Origin of the sequence: Fibrisoma limi BUZ 3 (assembly GCF_000296815.2) — a bacterium.
GTDB lineage: Bacteria > Bacteroidota > Bacteroidia > Cytophagales > Spirosomataceae > Fibrisoma > Fibrisoma limi.
Map to the genome: position 1 here is coordinate 723,169 of NZ_CAIT01000004.1, position 21,154 is coordinate 744,322.

The following is a 21,154-nucleotide window of genomic DNA, read 5'->3' on the forward strand; positions in this document are numbered from 1 at the left end:
ACCGGCAAAATTATTTTCAGTGGTTCAGTTCGTCACCACAGCCGTGCGGAAAAAACGAATGAAAAAGCCCCAGCCAATCAACACCATCGACCCCGCTACTACGATGGGCAGGTGCACGTTAATCGTATCCATGTAGGCCGCGAGGATAGGCGGTAAGGCAAACGCCGATGACAGAACCGACTGGTTGATGCCCAGCGTCCGGCCCTGTTCCTGCGCTCCCGCGCTCTGCGACACCAGGGCCGTGGAATTAGGGGAGGTCAGGCCCTGAAATAAAGCCAGAATCGGCACAACCAGAAACAGTTGCCAACTCTCCTGGGGCAGCAGGAACAGCCACAGCGCAAACCCAAGGCCAAGGACGCTGAACCGCAGAATTTGTTGGGGAGCATACGAATTGGCCACCCGACGTACCACCGTGCCCTGCATGAGCGCTACCCACAGACCCACGTAGGCGAAATACCGCCCGATCTGGGTCTGGTTGTAATCAAATACCTTAATGAGAATGACCTGAAAAAACTGGGTGTAGAAGTTAAAACCCAGCGCGTAGAAAAACACGCCCAGAAACAGAATACGTAACCGTGAGTCGGTAAAAGCTTCGGACAGGTTTCGGATACCGGTCAGGATCGTAACCGGCCGGTCGACGGGGTGTTGCAGCGTTTCGCGGAAGTTCAGCACGACCAGCCCAATGTTGATCAGCGACAGCAGGGCCGCGGCCAGAAACGGTGTCGTGAAATTAAACCAGGATACGGTGTTTGGGTTCGCCAGTTCGCCACCCAGGGCCGGACCAATGATGAACCCCAACCCAAAGGCCACGCCAATCAGCCCAAAGTTTTTCGTGCGGGACCGCTCATCACTTACGTCGGCGATAGCCGACTGAATAACGGAAAGGTTCCCCCCACCAATGCCGTAGATGGTTCGGCTCAGAAACAGCAGCGGGACATTCTTCAGGTAGATTCCCAGGGCAAAGATCAGGTAGCCGGTAAAGGTTAAGCCCAGCGACGCCAGCAGAACTTTCTTCCGGCCGTAGCGATCCGATAGAGCGCCCAGTAGAGGGCCGCTGAAGAAACCGGCAATCGAGAACACGGCAATCAATACGCCCAGAAGTAGTGTGCGTTCATTCTCACTGTAGTCGGCCGGCAGCATACCCGATTCTGGCCGGAGCAGCAACGGTGCAATGATCGGATTGGCAATACCGACGCCAACCAGGTCCAGAAAAACGGTGAAAAAAATCGTGCCCAGTCGGAGCCTGTTTGCTGACGTTTGGGATGAAGTTGGGGTGTTCATACTCAGAATAACCACCGATGACGGGTAGTTTCTTAGGATTCACAATAGAACTTATTGGGTGGTTTGGCGATCCGTCGGCTTAGCGTTGGACGCATAACCTTACAGAAATTTCTGCCATGAAAAACACTTGCTTTTTAAGTCGGTTTGCTATTTTTAACTGCTGATAATCAGTGTGTTATGTTTAAAATTTATTCCTTTCGTACCTCTGTTGTGACTGTAAGTAATACTAAAAAATAAACATGTTACTGTATGCCGGTGTGGAATGTTGATACGGCGCGTCACCTACTGTCCCGGTGCTTATTCGGTTACACACGTAGTGATTTGCGTAAGGTCTTGTCGTTCGCATCGGCTGATGCGTTTGTCCGTACCGAACTGCTGACCGATCTGCCGCAGCCGGCTCCGCCTGATACGTGGGTGTCCGAAACACCGGTGGCCAACAACGCCAGAGTCGACGGGGATCGCTACAAGGAGCTGACCAACTGGTGGCTGAACCGGATGCTGACCGAAGGCACCAGCATGCGCGAAAAAATGGTCCTGTTCTGGCATAATCATTTTACGTCCGAACGCCAGAAGGTGAACTACCCGCAACATATGTACCAGCAGAACGCCCTGTTCCGGCGGTATGCGTTCGGTGATTTCCGGCAGTTCGTCAAGGACGTAACCATCGACCCCGCCATGCTGATCTACCTCGATGGTCGGCAGAATAACAAAAACGCGCCGAACGAGAACTACGCCCGTGAACTGATGGAACTGTTCACGCTGGGCCGGGGCGACGGACCGACTGGCAACTACTCGGAAACTGACGTAAAACAGGCTGCCCTGGCCCTGACCGGCTGGCGGGTAGAGGGGTTGAAGGCGGTGTTCAACAAAGCTAGCTTCGCCGACCGGGACAAGACATTTCTGGGTAAAACCGGCAACTTTACCTATAGCGACATTGTCGACATCATTCTGACAAAGAACGCCGTTGCTGAATTTATCAGCCGAAAGCTTTACAAAGAGTTTGTTTACTATCAGCCCAACGAAGCCTTCATCAACCAGATGGCGACTGTGTTTCGGCAGGCTAATTACCAGATTAAACCCCTGTTGCAGTTTCTGCTGACGTCGGAGGAGTTTTATAAACCCGACTACCGGGGCGCTAAGATCAAAACCCCGACTGAACTGCTGGTTGGGACCATCAAAGAACTTGGCATCACTAACCCCGACTGGAATTACCTCGCGGATGTAGGCAAAACGCTCCAGCAGCAGCTTTTTCAGCCACCCGACGTAGCAGGCTGGCCCGGGCAACGCGACTGGATCAGTTCCAATACCTACCCGGCTCGTGGCGGCTTTACCGATTCCATCGTGAACGGCCGCCGGGCCAGTGGCCAGGCCTTGTCGTTTGCCCTCAATCCACTTGGCTATGCCCGAAGCTTTGCCAGCGCTGAGCAGGCCGAACTGTTCGTGAAAGAGGTTACGGACTGGCTGCTGCGGTTTCCGCTCAGCGACCAACGGCGGAAACAACTGCTGGAGACTCTCCTCGACGGTACCATTGCGGCCAACTGGTCTACGAACACACCCATGGCCGACGTACGTATCCAGAAGTTTATCAAGGCAGTCATGCGCCAGCCCGAATATCAACTAACATAAGGGAGGAAGGGGAGAAGGGAGGAAAGGATAATGCAGTTAGACTCCTTTCCTCCCCTCCCTTTCCTCCTTCATTTCCATGAACCGCAAGGATTTTCTACGACAACTGGGTTTGCTGACCGGCGGAGTTGCCTTCGGCATGGAGGGCATACCGGTCCGGGCGTATGCGCACAGCCCCTTGCTGTTCGACCTCGATGGTACGAACGGCAACGTATTGGTGCTGGTACAGCTACAGGGCGGCAACGATGGCCTGAATACGGTCGTGCCTTACGAAAATGATGTGTATTACCAGAAACGCCCGGCTATCGCCATTCCGAAGGATAAAGTATTGAAACTGACTAGCCAGCTTGGTTTCAATCCCGCGCTGGCCGCTTTTCGGGAACTGTACGACAACAGCCAGTTGTCCATCGTCCAGAACGTAGGGTATCAGTCGCCGAACCGGTCGCATTTCCGATCGACGGACATCTGGCTGTCGGCATCGGATGCGAATCAGGTGCTGACGGAGGGCTGGGTGGGGCGTTACCTGACCAGCCGGTTTCCGAACTACCCCGTTACGTTGCCTGATCAGCCCATGGCCATTCAGCTTGGGTCGGTCGAGTCGATGCTGCTGCAAAGCGAACTGGGGTCAATGGGTACGGTATTCGACAACCCCAATGCGTTCTACGAGCTGGTGAAAGGCAGCAGTACCGACAGCGAAATCATTCCTGACACCGTAGCGGGGGAGGAATTGAAGTTTTTGCGCCAGATTGCTGCCCAGTCGATTCGGTACTCCGACGTAATAAAAAAGAAAGCCGACATTGGGAAAAACCAGGTCACCTACCCGAACACGAGCCTGGGCAAGCAGTTAGCCATCGTGGCCGAACTCATCGCCGGTGGTCTCACTACGCCCGTTTACCTGACCACCCTTGGCGGCTTCGATACGCACGCCAATCAGGTGACGGCCGGGAACGTAACCAGCGGTCAGCACGCGACGCTCCTCAGAACCGTAGCCGAAGCGGTGGCTGCTTTTCAGAAAGACCTGGGCAAACAAAACCTGGCCGATCGCGTCACGGTGATGACGTTCTCTGAATTTGGCCGACGGGTCAATCAGAACGGTACGACCGGCACGGATCACGGTACGGCTGCCCCGCTGTTCGTTATCGGAAAGCCCGTTCGTGGAGGTATCGTCGGTACGCCCCCCGATCTGAAAGACCTCGACGGCAGCGGAGATCTGAAGTTTAAGAATGAGTACCGGCAGGTGTACGCCAGTGTGCTACAAGATCATCTGGGCGTCGACGGACCTACCACCCGAACAATTCTGGGTCGTGATTTTGACACTCTGCCTATTTTCCGGCAGTCTGCTGCCTTGCAGGTGGCAGAAGGTGTGTTTGCTCTTGGCCAGAATACACCTAACCCCTTTGGGGACCTGACAGAAATTCAGTTTACGGTAAAAACCGCTCAGTACGTCCGATTGGCGCTTTACGACATGCAGGGCCGCGAGGTATCCATCTTGCGTGAAGGTCGTGTGGATGCGGGTAACTACATCGTACCGGTCAGTGGTTCGGGTCTGCCCGCCGGGCATTATCTCTACAGCCTGCAAACCGATACCGGTCGGGCGGTAAAGCGACTGGTGAAAATATAACATCAGAGAGCCGGATAAACCATCCGGCTTTTTTTGTTAGGTCCAAAAGGAATGGGCAATTTTGTACTATGACAACCAACAACCTGGACGAGAAAATTGACGCAATGTCTCCCCGCCGACGGGAGCAGTTGCTGGCCTTCGATCGGCTGCTGACCATCATGGACGAGTTGCGAGAACAATGCCCCTGGGACCGCAAGCAAACCTGGGAAAGCCTCCGCCATCTGACCATCGAGGAGACCTACGAACTCTCCGATGCAATTCTGGAAAACGACGCTCCTGAGGTACGGAAGGAACTGGGCGACCTGCTCCTGCACCTGGTTTTCTACGCCCGGATTGCGTCCGAAACGGGCGTCGAACCGTCGAACCGTTTCGACATTGCCGACGTACTGAATGGCATTTGCGATAAGCTCATCAGCCGGCACCCGCACATCTACGGAAATACGAAAGCTGAAACAGAAGAAGAAGTAAAGCAGAACTGGGAACAGCTAAAACTGAAGGAAGGAAACAAATCCGTGCTGGGGGGAGTGCCGGGTTCACTACCGGCACTGGTGAAAGCCATGCGAATCCAGGAAAAAGCGCGGGGTGCGGGTTTTGACTGGGAAGAAAAGCAACAGGTGTGGGAGAAGGTAGAAGAGGAGATGCAGGAGTTTAAGAATGAATTTAACGCAGAAAATAACGAGACGATCGATAAGCAGCAGGCGGAGGGTGAATTCGGCGATTTGCTGTTCTCGCTGGTCAACTACGCCCGTTTTATCGACATCAACCCCGAAACGGCCCTGGAGCGGACAAATAAGAAGTTCATCAAACGATTCCAGTACCTCGAAGCCCGCGCTAAAGAAAATGGCCGGGAGCTGAAGGATATGACGCTGGCGGAGATGGACGTATTCTGGAACGAAGCGAAAACAGCCCTATGAGAATCGCTTTTATTACCGATCTGCACATTGGGGCTGAAGGCGAAAAGCCCATGGACGTTGATGTTCGCCAGAATTTCCTGAATGCGCTGGCGTTTCTGCCCGAAATCAATCCGGCCTGCCTGATTATTGGGGGCGATCTCTGCTACCAGACCGGCGACCGGACCATTTACCAGTGGATTCGGCAGCAGGTAAGCCGACTGCGGTTTCCGTGTTATTACATTGCCGGCAACCACGATGATTCGACGATGCTGGCGGAGGAGATGAACCTGACGCACAAGCTACAGGATGGCGAACTGTATTACGCCCTGCCGCTGGAAGGTTACCCGGCGCTGTTTCTCGATACGTCGCGCGGGACCATGTCATCGACGCAATGGGAGTGGCTGCGGGAGCATCTGCTGGTGCTGAAAGACAACAACGTAATGGTTTTTATGCACCACCCACCCATCGAAGCCGACGTTCGGTACATGGACGCGACGTACCCCTTTCAGCAGAGCAATCAGTTTCTGTCGCTGGTCAAGGAGCTACCCTGCCACGTAACGGTGGTCTGTGGGCACTATCACGTTGAAAAAACCGTACTGCGGGGCAACCTGGCCGAGTTGGTAACCCCCTCCCTGTTTTTCCAGATGAAACACGATCCGGCTCACGAGGCCGTCATCGATCATTACCGCATTGCCGTGCGGGAAATCAACCTGACTTCCCACGGCACCAGCAGCACGGTGCACTATTTATGATGAAATGAGTTGCTGACGGATTGACTTAATACGCAAATCGTCCATTCAATCAGTCAGCAACTCAATCAGTCAATCCCATTTATCGCACCGAATAGTTCGGCGCTTCTTTCTGAATCTGGATGTCGTGCGGGTGGCTTTCGCGGGAGCCGGCAGCCGTAATTTTTACAAACTTGGCCTGCTGCAACGCCGGAATATCCAGTGCGCCACAGTAGCCCATGCCCGCTTTCAAACCGCCGACGAGCTGATACACGATTTCCGATACGCGTCCTTTGAACGGTACCCGACCAACGATCCCTTCCGGCACCAGTTTCTTGATGTCGTCTTCGGCATCCTGAAAGTAGCGGTCCTTCGAGCCTTCTTCCATCGCTTCGACGGAGCCCATGCCGCGGTACGTTTTGAACCGGCGGCCTTCGTACAACACCACCTCGCCCGGGGCTTCTTCCGTACCGGCCAGCAATGACCCGATCATTACCGTACTGGCTCCACCGGCCAGCGCTTTGGTGATGTCGCCGGAGAAGCGAATACCACCGTCGGCAATAACGGGAACACCCGTACCCTGCAACGCCTTGGCGGATTCGTACACGGCCGTCAACTGGGGCATACCGATCCCGGCAATGATCCGGGTGGTGCAGATACTACCCGGGCCTACGCCCACCTTCACGGCATCGGCACCCGCATCGGCCAGGGCTTTGGCACCTTCGCCCGTAGCGACGTTACCGGCAATGACTTCCAGGTTCGGGAACCGCTGTTTGATGTTCCGCACCGCGTCCAGCACACCTTTGGAATGACCGTGGGCCGTATCGACGCTGATAACATCGACGCCCGCTTTGACGAGGGCTTCGATGCGCCGGATCAGGTCGGGCGTAACACCAACGGCCGCACCAACACGCAGTCGACCCAGTTCGTCCTTGCAGGCGTTGGGGTGGTTCTTTTTCTTCAGGATATCCTTGTACGTAATCAGTCCGACGAGCTTATAGTGCTCATTGACGATGGGCAGTTTCTCGATCCGGTATTGTTGCAGAATACTCTCGGCTTCTTCGAGCGTCAGTCCTTCACGGGCGGTGATCAGGTTCGCTTTCGTCATGATATCCGTGACGGGCTGCGACAGATCGGTCTGGAAGCGAAGGTCGCGGTTGGTCAGTATACCAACCAGTTTGTTGTCGGCATCGACAACGGGAATCCCGCCGATTTTAAACTCGCGCATGATCTTGTGCGCATCGGCGAGGGTGGCGGTTTCAGCCAGCGTAATGGGGTCAATGATCATACCGCTCTCCGACCGCTTTACTTTCCGAACCTGATCGGCCTGGGCCTCCACGCTCATGTTTTTGTGAATCATGCCGATACCGCCCTCCTGCGCCATCGCGATGGCGAGTTCCGACTCCGTCACGGTATCCATAGCCGCCGAAATAAGCGGAATGTTCAACCGGATGTTACGGGTGAGTTGGGTAACAGTCTGAGTGTCGCGCGGGAGAACCTCCGAATAGGCAGGCAGGAGCAGTACGTCGTCGTAGGTGAGAGCCTCGTAAAGAAACTTGCTGGCGTCTAAGCTCATGGCAAATAAACAGGTGGTGTTATTTGCCGGACAAAAGTACGAAAAATTTCTGATCCGAATTTACCCGATGAATGGTTTTACCCGATTTTCCAACAATACAGGTAAGAATCCTGAAAATCATTTGAATCGGATAAATCCTGCCCGCCGGGCTGTGTGTTCGACCGAATCAGAGTAACTTAATACTAATCGCTTTGTCGCTGGCGCCGACCTGAATCTCGCAATCCTTAAACTTGGGAGCCGACATCACCGGGCGGAAATTATTGCTGAAGCCGTAAGGTTCCTTGGGGATGCCGAACATACGTTTGTCCAGCACACCGTTGGCATTGGCGTCGTGGTACACCGCCACGGCGTAGTTGCCAGGCTCTACCTCGAACGAGGTCTCAACGCTCTTTGTACTGGCTTTGATCAGCCTAAAATCAAGGGGTTTGCAATTCGGAAAATTGTCGCAGGCTTTGAAGATGGCAATGTGTATGGACCCTTTGGCTTCCCGAATGTTCTGGACGTCAACGTGGAGCTTGGTTTTTTCGGTCAGAAGGCTGGTGGAAGCGGTTGACAGAAAGCCGCAGAGCAGCAACAGGAAAACAGGCATTGGCATCGTAGTTTTTCCAACAACGAAAATATACCGGATTTAGTAAATTCTGGCAATCGTTATTTTTCAAATGTATGGCTGAACAATTAACAGCGGCTTCCGATGAATCGCATGATCGTAGCCCCAACTTGTGTCAAACTGAACCAGTCAAGGGGCAGGCGTTGAGACTAACTGACCGGATAATATTTTTCCATGACATATGGAACGAGGATTTGCCCATCCATCCATGAAGCTATTAACAACTGATTTGATTATGGGTGCAATCGATTGCATAAAATTTAGTTTATTTGAGAATCTAAACAGATTAACTGCCTGGTCCTTTTGTAGAAGCTGTCGGAAGGAGCCGTAATTTTTAGATGCTGAGAAACAACTTTGTGCGAGCATACCGATTAACAATGAAACGATTAACTCTTCTCTGCTGGCTGCTGATAGCCAGTCTGACCGTACAGGCGCAGTTGCGTTTACCTAAACTCATCAGTGATGGCATGGTGCTGCAACGCGATACACGCCTGACTATCTGGGGCTGGGCGAAGGCAGGGGAGCGAATCACGGTACGTTTCAAAAATAAAACGTATAAAGCCACAACAGATAATCAGGGGAAATGGAAGGTGGCATTACCGCCCATGCCCGCAGGTGGGCCATTTACGATGGAGATTACGGGTGGGAATTCCCAATTGACCGTCAACGATGTTCTCCTGGGCGATGTCTGGTTGTGCAGCGGCCAGAGCAACATGGTTCACCAGATGAATATTCACGACGTGACCTATGCGAAAGAGATTGCGGAGGCCAACTTTCCCCAGATCCGCCAGTTCTGGGTACCTACGCTGACAAACCTGCGAGGGCCGCAACCCGATTTTCCGCAGGGGCAATGGAAAGCGGCCATAGGGGAGGACGTCCGGCCGTTTTCGGCGGTGGCTTACTTCTTTGCCAGGAAGATTCACCAGAAGTATAACATACCGGTTGGCATCATCAATGCCAGTGTGGGTGGAACGCCTATTGAAGCCTGGATCAGTGAGGAGGGTCTGAAGGAGATTCCGGCGCAGCAGGCGCTCATCGAAAAGAACAAAGACACAACCTACGTCAACGGCCTGGCCCGACGGAGGACTAACGCTCCCCGGCCCGCACCCCCAGTCGATTTAGGCACGGCCGGTGCCACCAAATGGTACGACCCGGCTTATACGCCCAAAGGCTGGCGGCCGATCAATATTCCAGGCTATTGGGAGGATCAGGGCATCAAGGACCTGAACGGTGTGGTCTGGTATCGGCGGGAGGTAGACATTCCGGCTTCCATGACGGGCAAGGCAGCCAGGGTGTTTCTGGGCCGAATTGTGGATGCCGATGAACTCTACATTAACGGCAAACAGGTTGGGCGAACGACCTACCAATATCCGCAACGTCGGTATGCGGTCCCGGCCGATGTGCTGAAGCCTGGTAAGAACGTCTTTGTCGTGCGGGTGACGAATATGGCCGGAAAAGGCGGCTTCGTACCCGACAAGCCCTATTGCATCTTCGCCGGTGCCGACACTGTTGATTTAAAAGGAACCTGGCAGTATAAAGTAGGTACGGCTTACCGACCATTTACCGGTGGCGGCTTTGGCGGGGGCAATCCAGCCGGAGGAATCAATGCGCAGAATCAGCCGACGGCCCTGTATAACGCCATGGTCGCTCCGGCCATCGACTACGCCATCAAAGGGGTGTGCTGGTACCAGGGCGAAAGTAACGCCGGCCGTCCCGGGGAGTACGAAGCTTTGCAGCGGGCACTGATCAGCGACTGGCGAAACCGGTTCAACCAGCCAAATCTGCCGTTCCTGTACGTGCAGCTTCCCGGCTTCATGGAATATACCTATCAACCTGCCGAGAGTAGCTGGGCCGTCTTGCGGGAAGCGCAGCTTAAAGCCCTTTCGGTACCTAATACGGCCATGGCGGTCGCGATTGACCTGGGCGAATGGAACGACATTCACCCTGACAACAAAAAAGATGTGGGTGAACGGCTGGCCCTGGCTGCTATGAACGTAGCGTACAACGAAAAGCTGGTTTACTCGGGACCGCTGTTCCAGTCCGCCACGATTGAGGGCAACAAAATCGTGATTAGTTTTACGCATGTAGGCAGTGGTTTGATCACCAACGACGGCGAAGCACCTGGTGAGTTCGCCATTGCCGGCAGTGATAAAAAGTTTGTCTGGGCGAAGGCGAGAATAGAAGGTGACAACGTGGTGGTGTGGAGCGATGAAGTGGCTTCGCCCCAGTACGTGCGCTACGCCTGGGCCGACAACCCCGTTAACCCGAATCTGTATAACAAAGAAGGAATACCTGCTTCTCCGTTCCGAACGGATGGTAAGTAGAGGTAATTTAGGGACCTCACCCCAACCCCTCTCCTTTTGAAGGAGAGGGGCTACGCGTAGCCCATGTTAAGCTAGCTCTAGCGTTGTCGCAGAGGACAAAAGAAATCTCATTAAAGTCTCCCCTCTCCTTCTGAAGGAGAAGGGGCGGGGGTGAGGTCGACGCCATGTATCAGCCATAATCCAGACACTCAATCAGTCTACCAACACATAAAAGAAGCTTTTTCAACACATTTCAACCTCCCACTCATAAATTAAACCCTTATCAATCAACCACATTCGTCATGGACAAATCAATTGGTTTAACAGCGCTACTCGGTGGTTTACTTTGCTTCGGAGCCACGGTCGAGCCCGACAGGCACCTGGCTGAGCCTACGTTGAAAGAAGCCTACAAGAACTATTTCCCGATCGGGGTGGCCGTATCGCCCAGAAGCCTGACCGGGCCGGAAACGGAGTTGATTCGGCAGCAGTTCAACAGCCTGACACCCGAAAATGCCATGAAAATGGGCCCGATTCATCCTGAGGAAAACCGGTACTTCTGGCAGGATGCGGATGCCATTGTGGCCTTCGCCCAGCAGAATAACTTCAAGGTTCGGGGGCATACGCTCTGCTGGCACAATCAGACACCCCGCTGGTTTTTCACCGACGCCCAGGGTAATCAGGTAAGTCGTGAGGTGCTGCTGAGTCGCCTGAAACAACATATCAACGACGTAGTGGGGCGGTACAAAGGCAAGATTTACGCCTGGGACGTAGTCAATGAAGCGGTGCCGGATACGGGTACGGGCCTCTATCGACGGTCTAAATTTTACGAGATCATCGGGGAGGACTACATCGAAAAGGCGTTTGAATATGCCCACGCGGCTGACCCCAAGGCTACGTTGTTCTACAACGACTACAACACCGAAAATGCGTCGAAGCGGGAGCGGATTTATCAGGTAGTGAAAAAGCTGAAGAACAAAGGCGTTCCCATCCACGGGGTTGGCTTGCAGGGCCATTGGTCGATCTACGAACCAACCGTCGAGGAGCTGGAAAAGTCCATCAGGCAGTTTGCCAGCCTGGGTTTGCAGGTTCAGATCACGGAGCTGGACGTATCGGTTCACCCGAAAGAACACGAGCGCCGGCCTAAAAAACCAACCGATACGGGTGAGCTGACCCCGGATATGGTGACAAAACAGGCGGCTCAGTACAAGATGCTGTTTGATACGTTCCGAAAGCACAAAGGAACCCTGACCGGCGTTACGTTCTGGAACGTCTCCGACAAAACGACCTGGCTCGACAACTTCCCCGTTCAGGGGCGAAAAGATTACCCGCTGTTGTTTGATCAGAATTTTCAGCCCAAGGAAGCCTTCAAAGGAGTTGTCAATTTCTAAGTCGGCCAAATACCGCAGCGAATAGCGCGGGAATTGACTTGAACAGGGGCGGTGACTTTACCCGCAGCCGGCCTTTTTTGGTCTGTTGCGCGGTAAATTCACCGCCCATTTTTTACATTTGTAAAAGCCCCTCAACCGGGCCATTAGTAGCCATGAGCAGTTCAAGGGCAAACGTAAGCGAACAGAGGGTGGATCAAGCCTGCTGAACCTTACACTTTGACCGGCTTAATGAACGTAGTTTGCCAGTATGATAGCCCAGCCGACACCACCCCCGAAACGATGGATTACCAAACCCCTCCCTGACTCGTCAGCGCAGCGGGTGGCTATCGAAGCGCTTACCCAATCGTTGAATATCAGTCCGTTTCTGGCCGGGCTGCTCGTGCAGCGGGGCATCCATACGTTCGAAGAGGCCCGTACTTTCTTCCGGCCGGAGCTGGGCCACCTGCACGATCCGTTCCTGATGAAAGACATGGACCGGGCCATCGAGCGCCTGAAACTGGCGTTTCTGCGGCAGGAAAAAATTCTCGTGTATGGCGACTACGATGTCGACGGTACAACGTCGGTCGCGCTGTTTTATGGGTTTCTGAAGACATTCTACCCCCACGTTGACTACTACATTCCCGATCGATACAAGGAGGGCTATGGCGTATCGAAAGCGGGTATCGAGTGGGCCGTCGAGAACGAATTCTCGCTGATCGTCAGTCTCGACTGTGGTATTAAATCGGTCGATCGGGTGACCGAGGCCTGGCTGCTCGGGGTCGATTTTATTATTTGTGATCACCACCGCCCCGGACGCGGAACCGCCGGCGATGAACTGCCGCCCGCTGCGGCTGTGCTGGACCCCAAACGCTCCGACTGCAACTACCCCTACAAGGAACTGACCGGCTGTGGCGTTGGCTTCAAGCTGCTACAGGCTTATTGCATCTTTGAAAATATCCCGCTCGAAACACTCTTCGGCTACCTCGATCTGGTGGCCATCAGCATCGCGTCGGATATCGTACCCATCACGGGCGAAAACCGCGTAATGGCCTACTACGGACTGAAAGTGCTGAATCAGTCGCCCCGGCCGGGCGTGAAGGCGCTGATTAAGGTAGCCGGTTTCACGCGGGAGCTCGACATCACCAACGTAGTGTTCGGGCTGGGACCCCGCATCAATGCCGCCGGGCGGATTCAGCACGCCAAAGCGGCCGTGCAACTGATGCTGTCCGATTCGGAGGAAGAAGCCGAAACGTTTGCGCAGGAGATTAACCAGCACAACGCCAGTCGGCGCGAGTTCGACACGACCATCACGGAGCAGGCGCTGTCTATGATCCGGCGTAACGAGACGATGGTAAAGGCCAAAACCACCGTACTTTACGATGCCACCTGGCACAAGGGCGTGATCGGTATCGTGGCGTCGCGTTGCATCGAGCATTTTCACCGCCCGACAATTATCCTGACGCAGTCGCATAACAAAGCGGCCGGGTCGGCGCGGTCGGTACCGGGCTTCGACGTGTACGAAGCCATTGAAGAGTGCGCCGAACTGCTCGAACAGTTTGGGGGGCATACCTTCGCGGCCGGGATGACGCTGCCCATCGATAACATCGAGGCTTTCCGGCGGAAGTTCGAGGAGGTGGTCGCCCGCAAGATCACCGAAGAACACCTGACTCCCCTGGTCGAAATTGACCTGCCGATGGACTTCAGCGAAATCGAGCCCAAGATGGTCCGCATTTTGAAGCAGATGGCGCCGTTCGGCCCGCAGAACATGTGCCCGGTGTTCATGACCGACGATGTGTATATGGTCGGATTGCCGACGATCATGAAAGAAAAGCACCTGAAGATGACTGTCCGGCAGGGGCGCTCGGGTCATACGTTCACGGCCGTTGGTTTCGGCTTTGCCCACTGGGCCGATCAGCTCAGTTCGGGTGAGCCTTTCTCAATCTGCTACCAGGTTGAAGAAAATCACTACGGGGGCAACATTTCCCTGCAACTGATGCTGCGGGACATTAAATGGTGATGCATATTATGACACTACGCATCCAGTTCGTGATGGGTTTATTTGCGGTCGGTGCGCTTGTGGCCTGCCAGTCTGAGCCGGAGGGACGGTCGCTGACACCAACCCTCATGGTGTATGCCGACAAGCCTGAACCAACGTCCCCGGTTGCAACGCCCCCGGCCGGCGTACCCGACGGAATGGTGTTCGTTCCGGGTGGCCTGACGCAGATCGGGGCCGACGATGGACAGGCGTGGGAAAAGCCGTTGCTCTGGGTGCAGGTTAAGCCGTTTTTCATGGATGAACACCCGGTTACGGTGGCTGAGTTTCGTCGGTTTGTGACTGCAACGAAGTACAAAACCGAAGCCGAAAAGTTTGGCGATGGGGCCGTACTGGACGAAACCACCCGGCAGTGGACACTCCGCAAGGGAGCCAAGTGGTCGCACCCACAGGGGCCCGAGCAACCTCCAGCCCCCGACAATCATCCCGTTACGCAGGTATCGTGGAACGATGCCCAGGCCTACGCCCGCTGGGCCGGTAAGCGGCTGCCCTATGAGTTTGAGTGGGAGCACGCAGCCCGCAACGCGACCAACAGCCGAACCCGGTATCCGTTTGGCAATGAGTTGATAAACGCTGACGGTAAGTACCTGGCTAACACCTGGAACGGAACGTTCCCCGAATCCGACGCAGTACTGGATGGCTTCCACCTGACCTCGCCGGTGGGCCAGTTCGGCAAAACTCCGCTCGGCCTGACCGATATGACCGGTAATGTCTGGCAGTGGTGCGAAGACTGGCGACAGAACTACGCCGACGTAATGGCTGGGCAGCCACCCACCAACCCGACCGAGAAAGTACAGCGGGGCGGTTCGTTCCTGTGCGAACCGGGCTGGTGCCACGGCTACCGGGTGTCGGGCCGGTCGTTTACCTCACCCGAAACATCGCTGATGCACGTCGGTTTTCGTTGTGTGAAAGACGTGTGATCGCTACGCCTTCTACTCCCTCTGAAGTGGGTTAAAACAAAAATGGCGACAGCCAGGAGCCACCGCCATTCCGAAACCCACTCTATGAGAAATAAAAGTCTAAAGTTCGTTTTTTCTGGTTTATACTTTCAAGTAAGCAGTTAACCGTATCAGGCCTATCGTCCGCCCAGCGGAATCAAGTAGCCAAGGGTCCCCTGAAGCTCAATAAGGCGGCTGTCGGTATTGATTTCTTCGGTGGTACCAAGTGTATACAAACCACGTACTTCAACAGTCAGGTGACCGGGACCCGCTTTAAAGGCCGCTCCCAGCCCGGCCGCAGCCCCGACGCTGAACCGGGTATCCAATACGTTATCGAGGTCCTGTTCTATACCATTGCTGGTGGCGCGGTAGAGATATGAGCCGTACGGACCAACGTTGAAAAAGAAGCGGTGCCCCGTGGCCTGACCCGACGAAAATTTCAGCAGCAACGGAACCTCGATCTGGGTGAACCGGGCGTTGATGGAGCCCAAAAAGGGAATCGATGTATTGAAGCCAAACTGGCTGTAATTAACCTCCGGCTGAAACGATACGTTACCCCGCCCAAATTGCGCTACAATGCCCCCCACATAACCGATGCTTGGGTCGGCGCCCTGATTTTCCAGAAAGATTGGGTACGTAACGCCACCACGAATCCCTACCCGAACGGCCGCTACATCGCGGGGAATCGTTAGGTCCGATTGAGACGAACCAACGGGCCGGGCACCAGCCTGACGGCTTGTGGACGGGGAGGTAAACCCACCCCGATTCTGGGCAAGAATCGGCGCTGAAAGGATTGACAGGATAAAGCTAAATGTCAAAAGAAACGATAGTGGTTTCATAAAGATTAGTGGAGACACCACAAGTTTAGTCGGTATATTACAGAAAAAGAGAACACTGATGAGGAAATGGCAACGGTGTTTTAGCTTACGGTTGTTTTCCTGAACACCTGTGCGACGGAAGCAGTTAAGGATTGGATGGCCAACATCCGGCCGTCGTCGAAAAGGTTGCGTTCTGGTTTGGGCGATGTATTACATATTGTGTGCCAGACATATCGCAACAGCAGAAAAACATCCATGATTACTGAACATTCACGTACGGCCTTTATTACAGGCGCTAACAAAGGTATTGGCAAGGAAACTGCCCGGCAGCTTGCACAACAGGGCTTTGCCGTTTTTATCGGAGCCCGCGACATGGCCAAAGGCCGCGAAGCCGCCGAAGAACTCTGCAATCAGGGCTTCGAAGCTACGTTTATTCACCTCGACATTACGGACCCGGTCAGTATTAAGAACGCGGTCGGTACGTTCTCGCAGAAAGCCGACCACCTCGACGTATTGATCAACAATGCGGCCGTGCTGGAAGACCACGGCGAGGACATTACCAAACTCAATACCGAAATGCTCGACCGGACGCTGAAATCGAACGTTACGGGGCCGATTCTGGTGACGCAGTATTTTTTGCCGTATCTCCAGAAAAGCCCGAATGGAGCCCGTATTGTCAACGTATCGAGCGGGGCCGGGGCGCTGCACGATATGGATACGTACGCACCCGCTTATAGCATTTCAAAAACGGCGCTGAACGCCGTAACGCGCCAGTTTGCGGCCGCCCTGCATAAGCATAACATCGTGGTCAACTGCGTTGATCCGGGCTGGGTACGTACCGACATGGGTGGTCCCAGTGCCAGTCGTCCGGTGGAGAAAGGAGCCGACACCATTGTCTGGCTGGCGGCTCAAGCGTCGCCGACCGAAACCGGCAAGTTCTGGCACGACAGGCGCACCGTGGAGTGGTAATGAGCGCGGGATTCGGAGATTCGGGTCAGACGTGCCGTCAGACCCTTGAGATAGGCGTATGATTCGGGTCTGACGGTACGTCTGACCGGGCACGATAGACCCGCGTAACGAGCCGGGAACTGGGTGCAGACGTGCCGTCAGACCGCGTAAAGGTGCGGTCAGGTTCTCAGCCTGACCGCACCCGAACATCAACTTGCACTTAATCAATCTCTTCGCTGGTCAGGAGGGTCTGGCGGATCAGTTGGCTGAGTACACCATCGTTCTGCATTTGGTTGACCGCCACCGAAAGACTAACATCCTTCTCCGGGTCGTAATACAGCACGCATCCCCAGGAACCGCTGTGGCCGATCAGCGTATACGAACCAAAACGAAGCCGCCGGATACCCAAACCGTAGTCGCTGGTTGGTGAGCCGAGCATGAACCGCGCATTGTTTTCGGGCCGGAAATCCGTCATCTGGGTCAGCGTGGTCGGCTTCCTGAATAAGCGACCGCCTACCAGGTTCCGAATGAACCGGTGCAGATCGGCATGGGTAGACACCAGACCACCCCCGCCCCAGTCGAACGAGGTGTTTATGTGCCGCAGCGATAATTCACCAACGTACGGATAAAGCAGAGGGGCCTGACCACGGGGTGGCTGGTAGAACTCCAGGTAGGTGTTGTCCATGCCCAATGGCTCAAAAATGCGCTCCGTCAGGTTCTGGTGCAGCGGTTTATCGGTAAGCTGCTCGATCAGGATGGCCAGCAGCACGTAGTTGGTGTCGGCGTAATGCATCCGTTCGCCCGGGGGCGCTACGGCTTTGTCAGCCAGTTTCAATTCCTCGAAACACTGCATGATGGTCTCCGCCGACCAGTGCTGTTGCGGGTTCGCCATCACATTGGCCAGAAACGCTTCGTTGTCGATATAATCGGCCAATCCGCTCGTGTGCCGGAGCAGATGTTCGACGGTGATAGACTGTCCATAGTCGTGTCCGCCAAACCGATGCAGGCGGTCGGGATGAACGTAACGAACGCCCGAAAGCCGGTCGGCGATCCGGTCTGACAGGGCAAGCCGACCTTCTTCAATCAGTTGCAGCACGAGCGTGGCCGTGAACAGTTTCGAAATGCTGGCGATGCGAAAGGCGTGCCCGACCGTGATGGCTTCGCCCGTTTCGGGTACTCGACCGGCGGCCCCGCTGAACTGATCCGGGCCCTGCAACTGCATCGATACGTAATGAATGGGGTGGTGGCCCCCGGGTTGTATAACCTTATCCAGCAGATTCTGGGTTTGTAAGGTAGTCATGGTCTTATGGCCTTGTGTGTCGAAGAGGTAGTAACAGCCGAGCGTCGTCAGGCCAAGGGCCAGAACGCCCAGCCATAGACTAGGCCGTTTCATGGCTTGATGAGGTAAGGTGGACGAACTGATCGGCCGCTACCGGCGCGGGATACGTGCAATACTGGCTGAACACGCGCAAAAACGCATCCGGGTCGAAAGCGGCTTCCGGTGTGAGTACCCCCCGTTTGATTAGTTGTCCTTCGGCCAGCAGCGACAACCCAACGGCCAGCGGAATGCCCGTCATACCACCCATACCCGGCGCAAAAGCCCGCAAACTAATAGCTCGTTGCTCCCGTTGCCCATCAATCCAGCCCTCGCCCCAGGCAAAAAGCGACGGAACCTCGGCTGCATCGGCCGGTAGTATGTCCTCCCGCGTCGGATTCGCCTGTTGCTCCTGAGCAATCTTGTCGGCGGCTTCTGCTACGGTGAGCTGCCCCTGATTCACCGCAGCGGCCAGTTGCGCTATACCCTGATACGTTGCCTCCTGCATGTGCATCAGGTTCTTGCATTCGCGAAGGCCGGGCAGCGACAGCGGCAGGGTTACCGCTTCGGGGTGCCCGAGCGTATAAAACGTCCGTTCGCCCACGCCGGGGTAGTGAAGCGTGACCGGTTCCAGCGGCCGGGCCGTTTGCCGCATTCCGTTCTGATGTACTTCGATCTGCCCCGTGAACTGGTGGACCCAGTGTTCGATAGCCGCCCGACTGTCGACTGCATCAAACGACGACTCAACCCGCCAGCCGGTGTAGAGCCGGTCGATCTGGTCGAAGGACGCGACCAGTTTCATCGCCAGCAGATTCGATACGCCCGGACTGGCACCTAAGCCGATTACAGCCGTAATCCCCGCTTCTGTGGCCGACGCACTCAGGCTGAGCATATCGAGCGTCGGTTCCCAATCGTCGCAGAGATCGAGGTAGTGACAACCCGCCTGAATGGCGGCTTTGAGCGTCGGTACGCCAAACCGATAGTACGGCCCGACGCAGTTGAGCACTACGTCGTGGGTACGCAGTACCTGCTGCAACGTGACCTGGTCGGTAACGTCGAGTGCCATGGCTTCGGCTTTCGGGCCGCAGGTGTCGGCCAGTGCCTGGGCTACAGGCAGGCTACGGTCGGCGATGGTCAGCCGCGTGACGGCTTCAAGTTGTACGGCGGTTTGAGCAGCCCACTGGCCCATGCTCCCCGCGCCTAACAGCATTACGTTCATGATGTTGCGTTGGTTGATTGACGGGGCAAAGTTGGCGAGGGCCGCCGGGCCGTTGCTTGACAAGTATCAAAAGCCGATTTGACTAATGTCAAAAACGGTCAGTCGATTCGGGCGCGGATGCGGCTGAGGGTTTCGAGCGTGATGCCGAGGTAGGACGCGATATAGCTCAGGGGGACTTTCTGCACCAGATAGGGCTCGTTGCGCAGCAGGTCGGCGTAGCGTTCGGCGGCCGTGTGGAATTGCAGGGAAAAGATGCGCTGCTCCAGCCACATCGTGTAGTAATCGTTGCTCAGCCGGTCAATCTGGTCGATCTCGGGATAAGCGGCCCGCAGCGATTGCAGGGCGTCGTAGTCAAGCAGCGTTACCGCCGATTCTTCCAGCAGTTGGATAGCCGACTGGCTGGGCACCTGAAGGTAGAAACTCTGGAAAGACGTGACGAAATCGCCCGGAAAGAAAAAGGCCGTTGTTACGTCGGTGGCTCCGCTTCGGCCTTCCGGTTTGAGGTGGAAGATCCGGGCTGAACCGCTCTGCAACGTAGCGATGGTGCGGCAAACGAATCCCTGTCGGCATAGGTAGTAACCTTTGGGCAGCAGTTCCCGGCGCGTAACGGCGTCGTAGGCGGTACGGGCCGAGGGCGACAGGTTGTCTACTAGCTGCAGGTAGCGCCGGCGAAGGGATTGAAGGGCATCCATAACCCGAAATTACACCGGAATGGCGGCAAGGCAAGGGGTGAGGGCATGGGGCATAGGGTGAGGGGGATTCGGGTCTGGCGGTACGTCAATGGGTGCTCTCTAACCCTCTGTAAGCCTGTTTAAAACCGTTTAGTTTATATTTTTTGAATACCGTTAATAATTATTGCCTTAAATGTTGCTTATACTACATTTGCGAAGCATTAACGTATATTATTGATTGTTAAATGTAAGAATGTGGTGTGAAAATGTACGTAAAATAATGTCCTGGGTTTATTGATAAATCGAATAGTTGCCTAAGTGTTTTCAGTAAGTATACATGTTGACGGTAACCCTGACGAGCTTTAGTTTGTAAATAGTTTCCTTTTTTTAATGTACACCACTTCTAAAACTTGTACCACGTATGAGAAGATTTATATGGCTCTTCTTAGGATTAATAACGCTATCTACCGTAACCCAGGCTCAGTCGCAATCCAGTGCGGCCCTTGATTCGCTTACTAATCGGCTCGCGTACTTTCAGAAGAAAGCGCAGTATTTGGCCAGGCGTTCGAAAGGATTAACCCAGCAGGTTTCCAAACTCAATACCAGAAACAAAAAGCTGGTGCTGCATGTCGAAGCTCTGCGGCAGGATAGCGTCCGGTTCAAACAACTGCTGGAGGAGTCGTACGCTGAAAACAAACGACTGGTGAAGGCCTATGAGCTTCGGATTCAGGGCATGGCCGGCGAACTCCGGGCGCTCCACGACTCGGTGGCTTCTCTGCGCGTGGTTAAGCACGATCTGGACGTAATCAAGGGCTATTTTGCTACGGCCCGGCTGGCCAAGCGGGAGTATGACCTGCCCGTCGATAAGGTGATCCAGGCGCTGAACGACTTGTTCATCAAGCAGAATTCGCCGTATAAGATCAAGTCCATATCCGATAAGGAACTGGTAATTACCGAAGATTTTACGCTGAAGCGCCAGACCTTGTTGTTCATCAAGGCCAGCGTTCAGATGCAGGGCGAGTACAAGCTGATTATGAAGCCGCACCCGTTCGCCAGCGATAAGACGCTGGTCGACCTGCGGGATTCGCTGGTACACAAGCGGGGGGATGTACTAGTGACCGACAACAGTTCGGTTGACCAGTTACGGGCAGAAAGCAGACTGTTCTCGTTTATCGACAAAGCGATTTACTGAG

17 protein-coding genes are annotated in these 21,154 nt (G+C 54.8%); 10 read left to right on the forward strand and 7 right to left on the reverse strand.

All coding sequences use genetic code 11. The features are described 5' to 3' along the window. Positions 1 to 24: 24 nt before the first annotated feature. On the reverse strand, positions 25 to 1,281 hold the full coding sequence (locus BN8_RS03515) for an MFS transporter (RefSeq protein ID WP_009280415.1): 1,257 nt from the start codon (positions 1,279 to 1,281) through the stop codon (positions 25 to 27). Positions 1,282 to 1,530: 249 nt separating this feature from the next. On the opposite strand from BN8_RS03515, the gene BN8_RS03520 reads away from it, so the two are divergent. From BN8_RS03520 to BN8_RS03535, 4 genes are all read left to right on the forward strand, one after another. Then, positions 1,531 to 2,907 (forward strand): DUF1800 domain-containing protein, encoded by a 1,377-nt coding sequence (locus BN8_RS03520; protein ID WP_009280416.1) that lies wholly within the window; start codon positions 1,531 to 1,533, stop codon positions 2,905 to 2,907. Positions 2,908 to 2,983: 76 nt separating this feature from the next. Further along, positions 2,984 to 4,525, forward strand: a complete 1,542-nt coding sequence (locus tag BN8_RS03525) for a DUF1501 domain-containing protein (RefSeq protein ID WP_009280417.1) — start codon at positions 2,984 to 2,986, stop codon at positions 4,523 to 4,525. Between the two features lie 68 nt (positions 4,526 to 4,593). Then, positions 4,594 to 5,439, forward strand: coding sequence for a nucleoside triphosphate pyrophosphohydrolase (gene mazG / locus BN8_RS03530; protein WP_009280418.1), 846 nt, complete (start codon positions 4,594 to 4,596; stop codon positions 5,437 to 5,439). Beyond that, positions 5,436 to 6,170, forward strand: a complete 735-nt coding sequence (locus BN8_RS03535; protein WP_009280419.1) for a metallophosphoesterase family protein — start codon at positions 5,436 to 5,438, stop codon at positions 6,168 to 6,170. Before mazG ends, BN8_RS03535 begins: the two co-directional genes overlap by 4 nt. 79 nt (positions 6,171 to 6,249) lie before the next feature. On the opposite strand, the gene guaB is transcribed toward BN8_RS03535, so the two are convergent. Then, positions 6,250 to 7,722 (reverse strand): IMP dehydrogenase, encoded by a 1,473-nt coding sequence (gene guaB / locus BN8_RS03540; protein ID WP_009280420.1) that lies wholly within the window; start codon positions 7,720 to 7,722, stop codon positions 6,250 to 6,252. Between the two features lie 166 nt (positions 7,723 to 7,888). Further along, a complete protein-coding gene (locus BN8_RS03545; RefSeq protein WP_051040987.1) occupies positions 7,889 to 8,311 on the reverse strand; it encodes a DUF2141 domain-containing protein in 423 nt (140 codons plus the stop codon). A gap of 395 nt (positions 8,312 to 8,706) precedes the next feature. Between BN8_RS03545 and BN8_RS03550 the strand changes: the two genes are divergently transcribed. The 4 genes from BN8_RS03550 to BN8_RS03565 all read left to right on the forward strand — a co-directional run bounded on the left by BN8_RS03550 (position 8,707) and on the right by BN8_RS03565 (position 14,972). Beyond that, positions 8,707 to 10,653, forward strand: a complete 1,947-nt coding sequence (locus tag BN8_RS03550) for a sialate O-acetylesterase (RefSeq protein WP_040005302.1) — start codon at positions 8,707 to 8,709, stop codon at positions 10,651 to 10,653. A 281-nt stretch (positions 10,654 to 10,934) separates the two neighbouring features. Beyond that, positions 10,935 to 12,020, forward strand: coding sequence for an endo-1,4-beta-xylanase (locus tag BN8_RS03555; protein WP_009280424.1), 1,086 nt, complete (start codon positions 10,935 to 10,937; stop codon positions 12,018 to 12,020). 247 nt (positions 12,021 to 12,267) lie between these two features. Beyond that, the gene (gene recJ / locus BN8_RS03560; protein WP_009280425.1) at positions 12,268 to 14,016 is read left to right on the forward strand and encodes a single-stranded-DNA-specific exonuclease RecJ; all 1,749 of its coding nucleotides are present in this window, start codon (positions 12,268 to 12,270) and stop codon (positions 14,014 to 14,016) included. Positions 14,017 to 14,024: 8 nt separating this feature from the next. Continuing rightward, positions 14,025 to 14,972 (forward strand): formylglycine-generating enzyme family protein, encoded by a 948-nt coding sequence (locus BN8_RS03565; RefSeq protein WP_229367665.1) that lies wholly within the window; start codon positions 14,025 to 14,027, stop codon positions 14,970 to 14,972. A 155-nt stretch (positions 14,973 to 15,127) separates the two neighbouring features. Here the strand turns inward: BN8_RS03565 and BN8_RS03570 are convergent, their stop codons facing one another. Continuing rightward, positions 15,128 to 15,829, reverse strand: a complete 702-nt coding sequence (locus BN8_RS03570; RefSeq protein WP_009280427.1) for a porin family protein — start codon at positions 15,827 to 15,829, stop codon at positions 15,128 to 15,130. A 234-nt stretch (positions 15,830 to 16,063) separates the two neighbouring features. Between BN8_RS03570 and BN8_RS03575 the strand changes: the two genes are divergently transcribed. Next, positions 16,064 to 16,777 (forward strand): SDR family oxidoreductase, encoded by a 714-nt coding sequence (locus BN8_RS03575; protein WP_040005304.1) that lies wholly within the window; start codon positions 16,064 to 16,066, stop codon positions 16,775 to 16,777. 199 nt (positions 16,778 to 16,976) lie between these two features. On the opposite strand, the gene BN8_RS03580 is transcribed toward BN8_RS03575, so the two are convergent. The 3 genes from BN8_RS03580 to BN8_RS03590 form a co-directional block, all read right to left on the reverse strand. After that, positions 16,977 to 18,149 carry a serine hydrolase domain-containing protein gene (locus BN8_RS03580; RefSeq protein WP_009280429.1) on the reverse strand — a complete coding sequence of 391 codons (1,173 nt, stop codon included), beginning with the start codon at positions 18,147 to 18,149 and terminating at the stop codon, positions 16,977 to 16,979. Continuing rightward, positions 18,136 to 19,290: a saccharopine dehydrogenase family protein gene (locus tag BN8_RS03585; RefSeq protein ID WP_009280430.1), complete on the reverse strand. Its 1,155-nt coding sequence runs from the start codon at positions 19,288 to 19,290 to the stop codon at positions 18,136 to 18,138. Before BN8_RS03585 ends, BN8_RS03580 begins: the two co-directional genes overlap by 14 nt. 98 nt (positions 19,291 to 19,388) lie before the next feature. Next, positions 19,389 to 19,982 (reverse strand): Crp/Fnr family transcriptional regulator, encoded by a 594-nt coding sequence (locus BN8_RS03590; protein WP_009280431.1) that lies wholly within the window; start codon positions 19,980 to 19,982, stop codon positions 19,389 to 19,391. A 400-nt stretch (positions 19,983 to 20,382) separates the two neighbouring features. Here BN8_RS03590 and BN8_RS03595 point away from each other — a divergent pair, with 400 nt between their 5' ends. Beyond that, positions 20,383 to 21,153, forward strand: a complete 771-nt coding sequence (locus tag BN8_RS03595) for an MreC domain-containing protein (RefSeq protein WP_009280432.1) — start codon at positions 20,383 to 20,385, stop codon at positions 21,151 to 21,153. The last annotated feature ends 1 nt before the right edge of the window (position 21,154 follow it).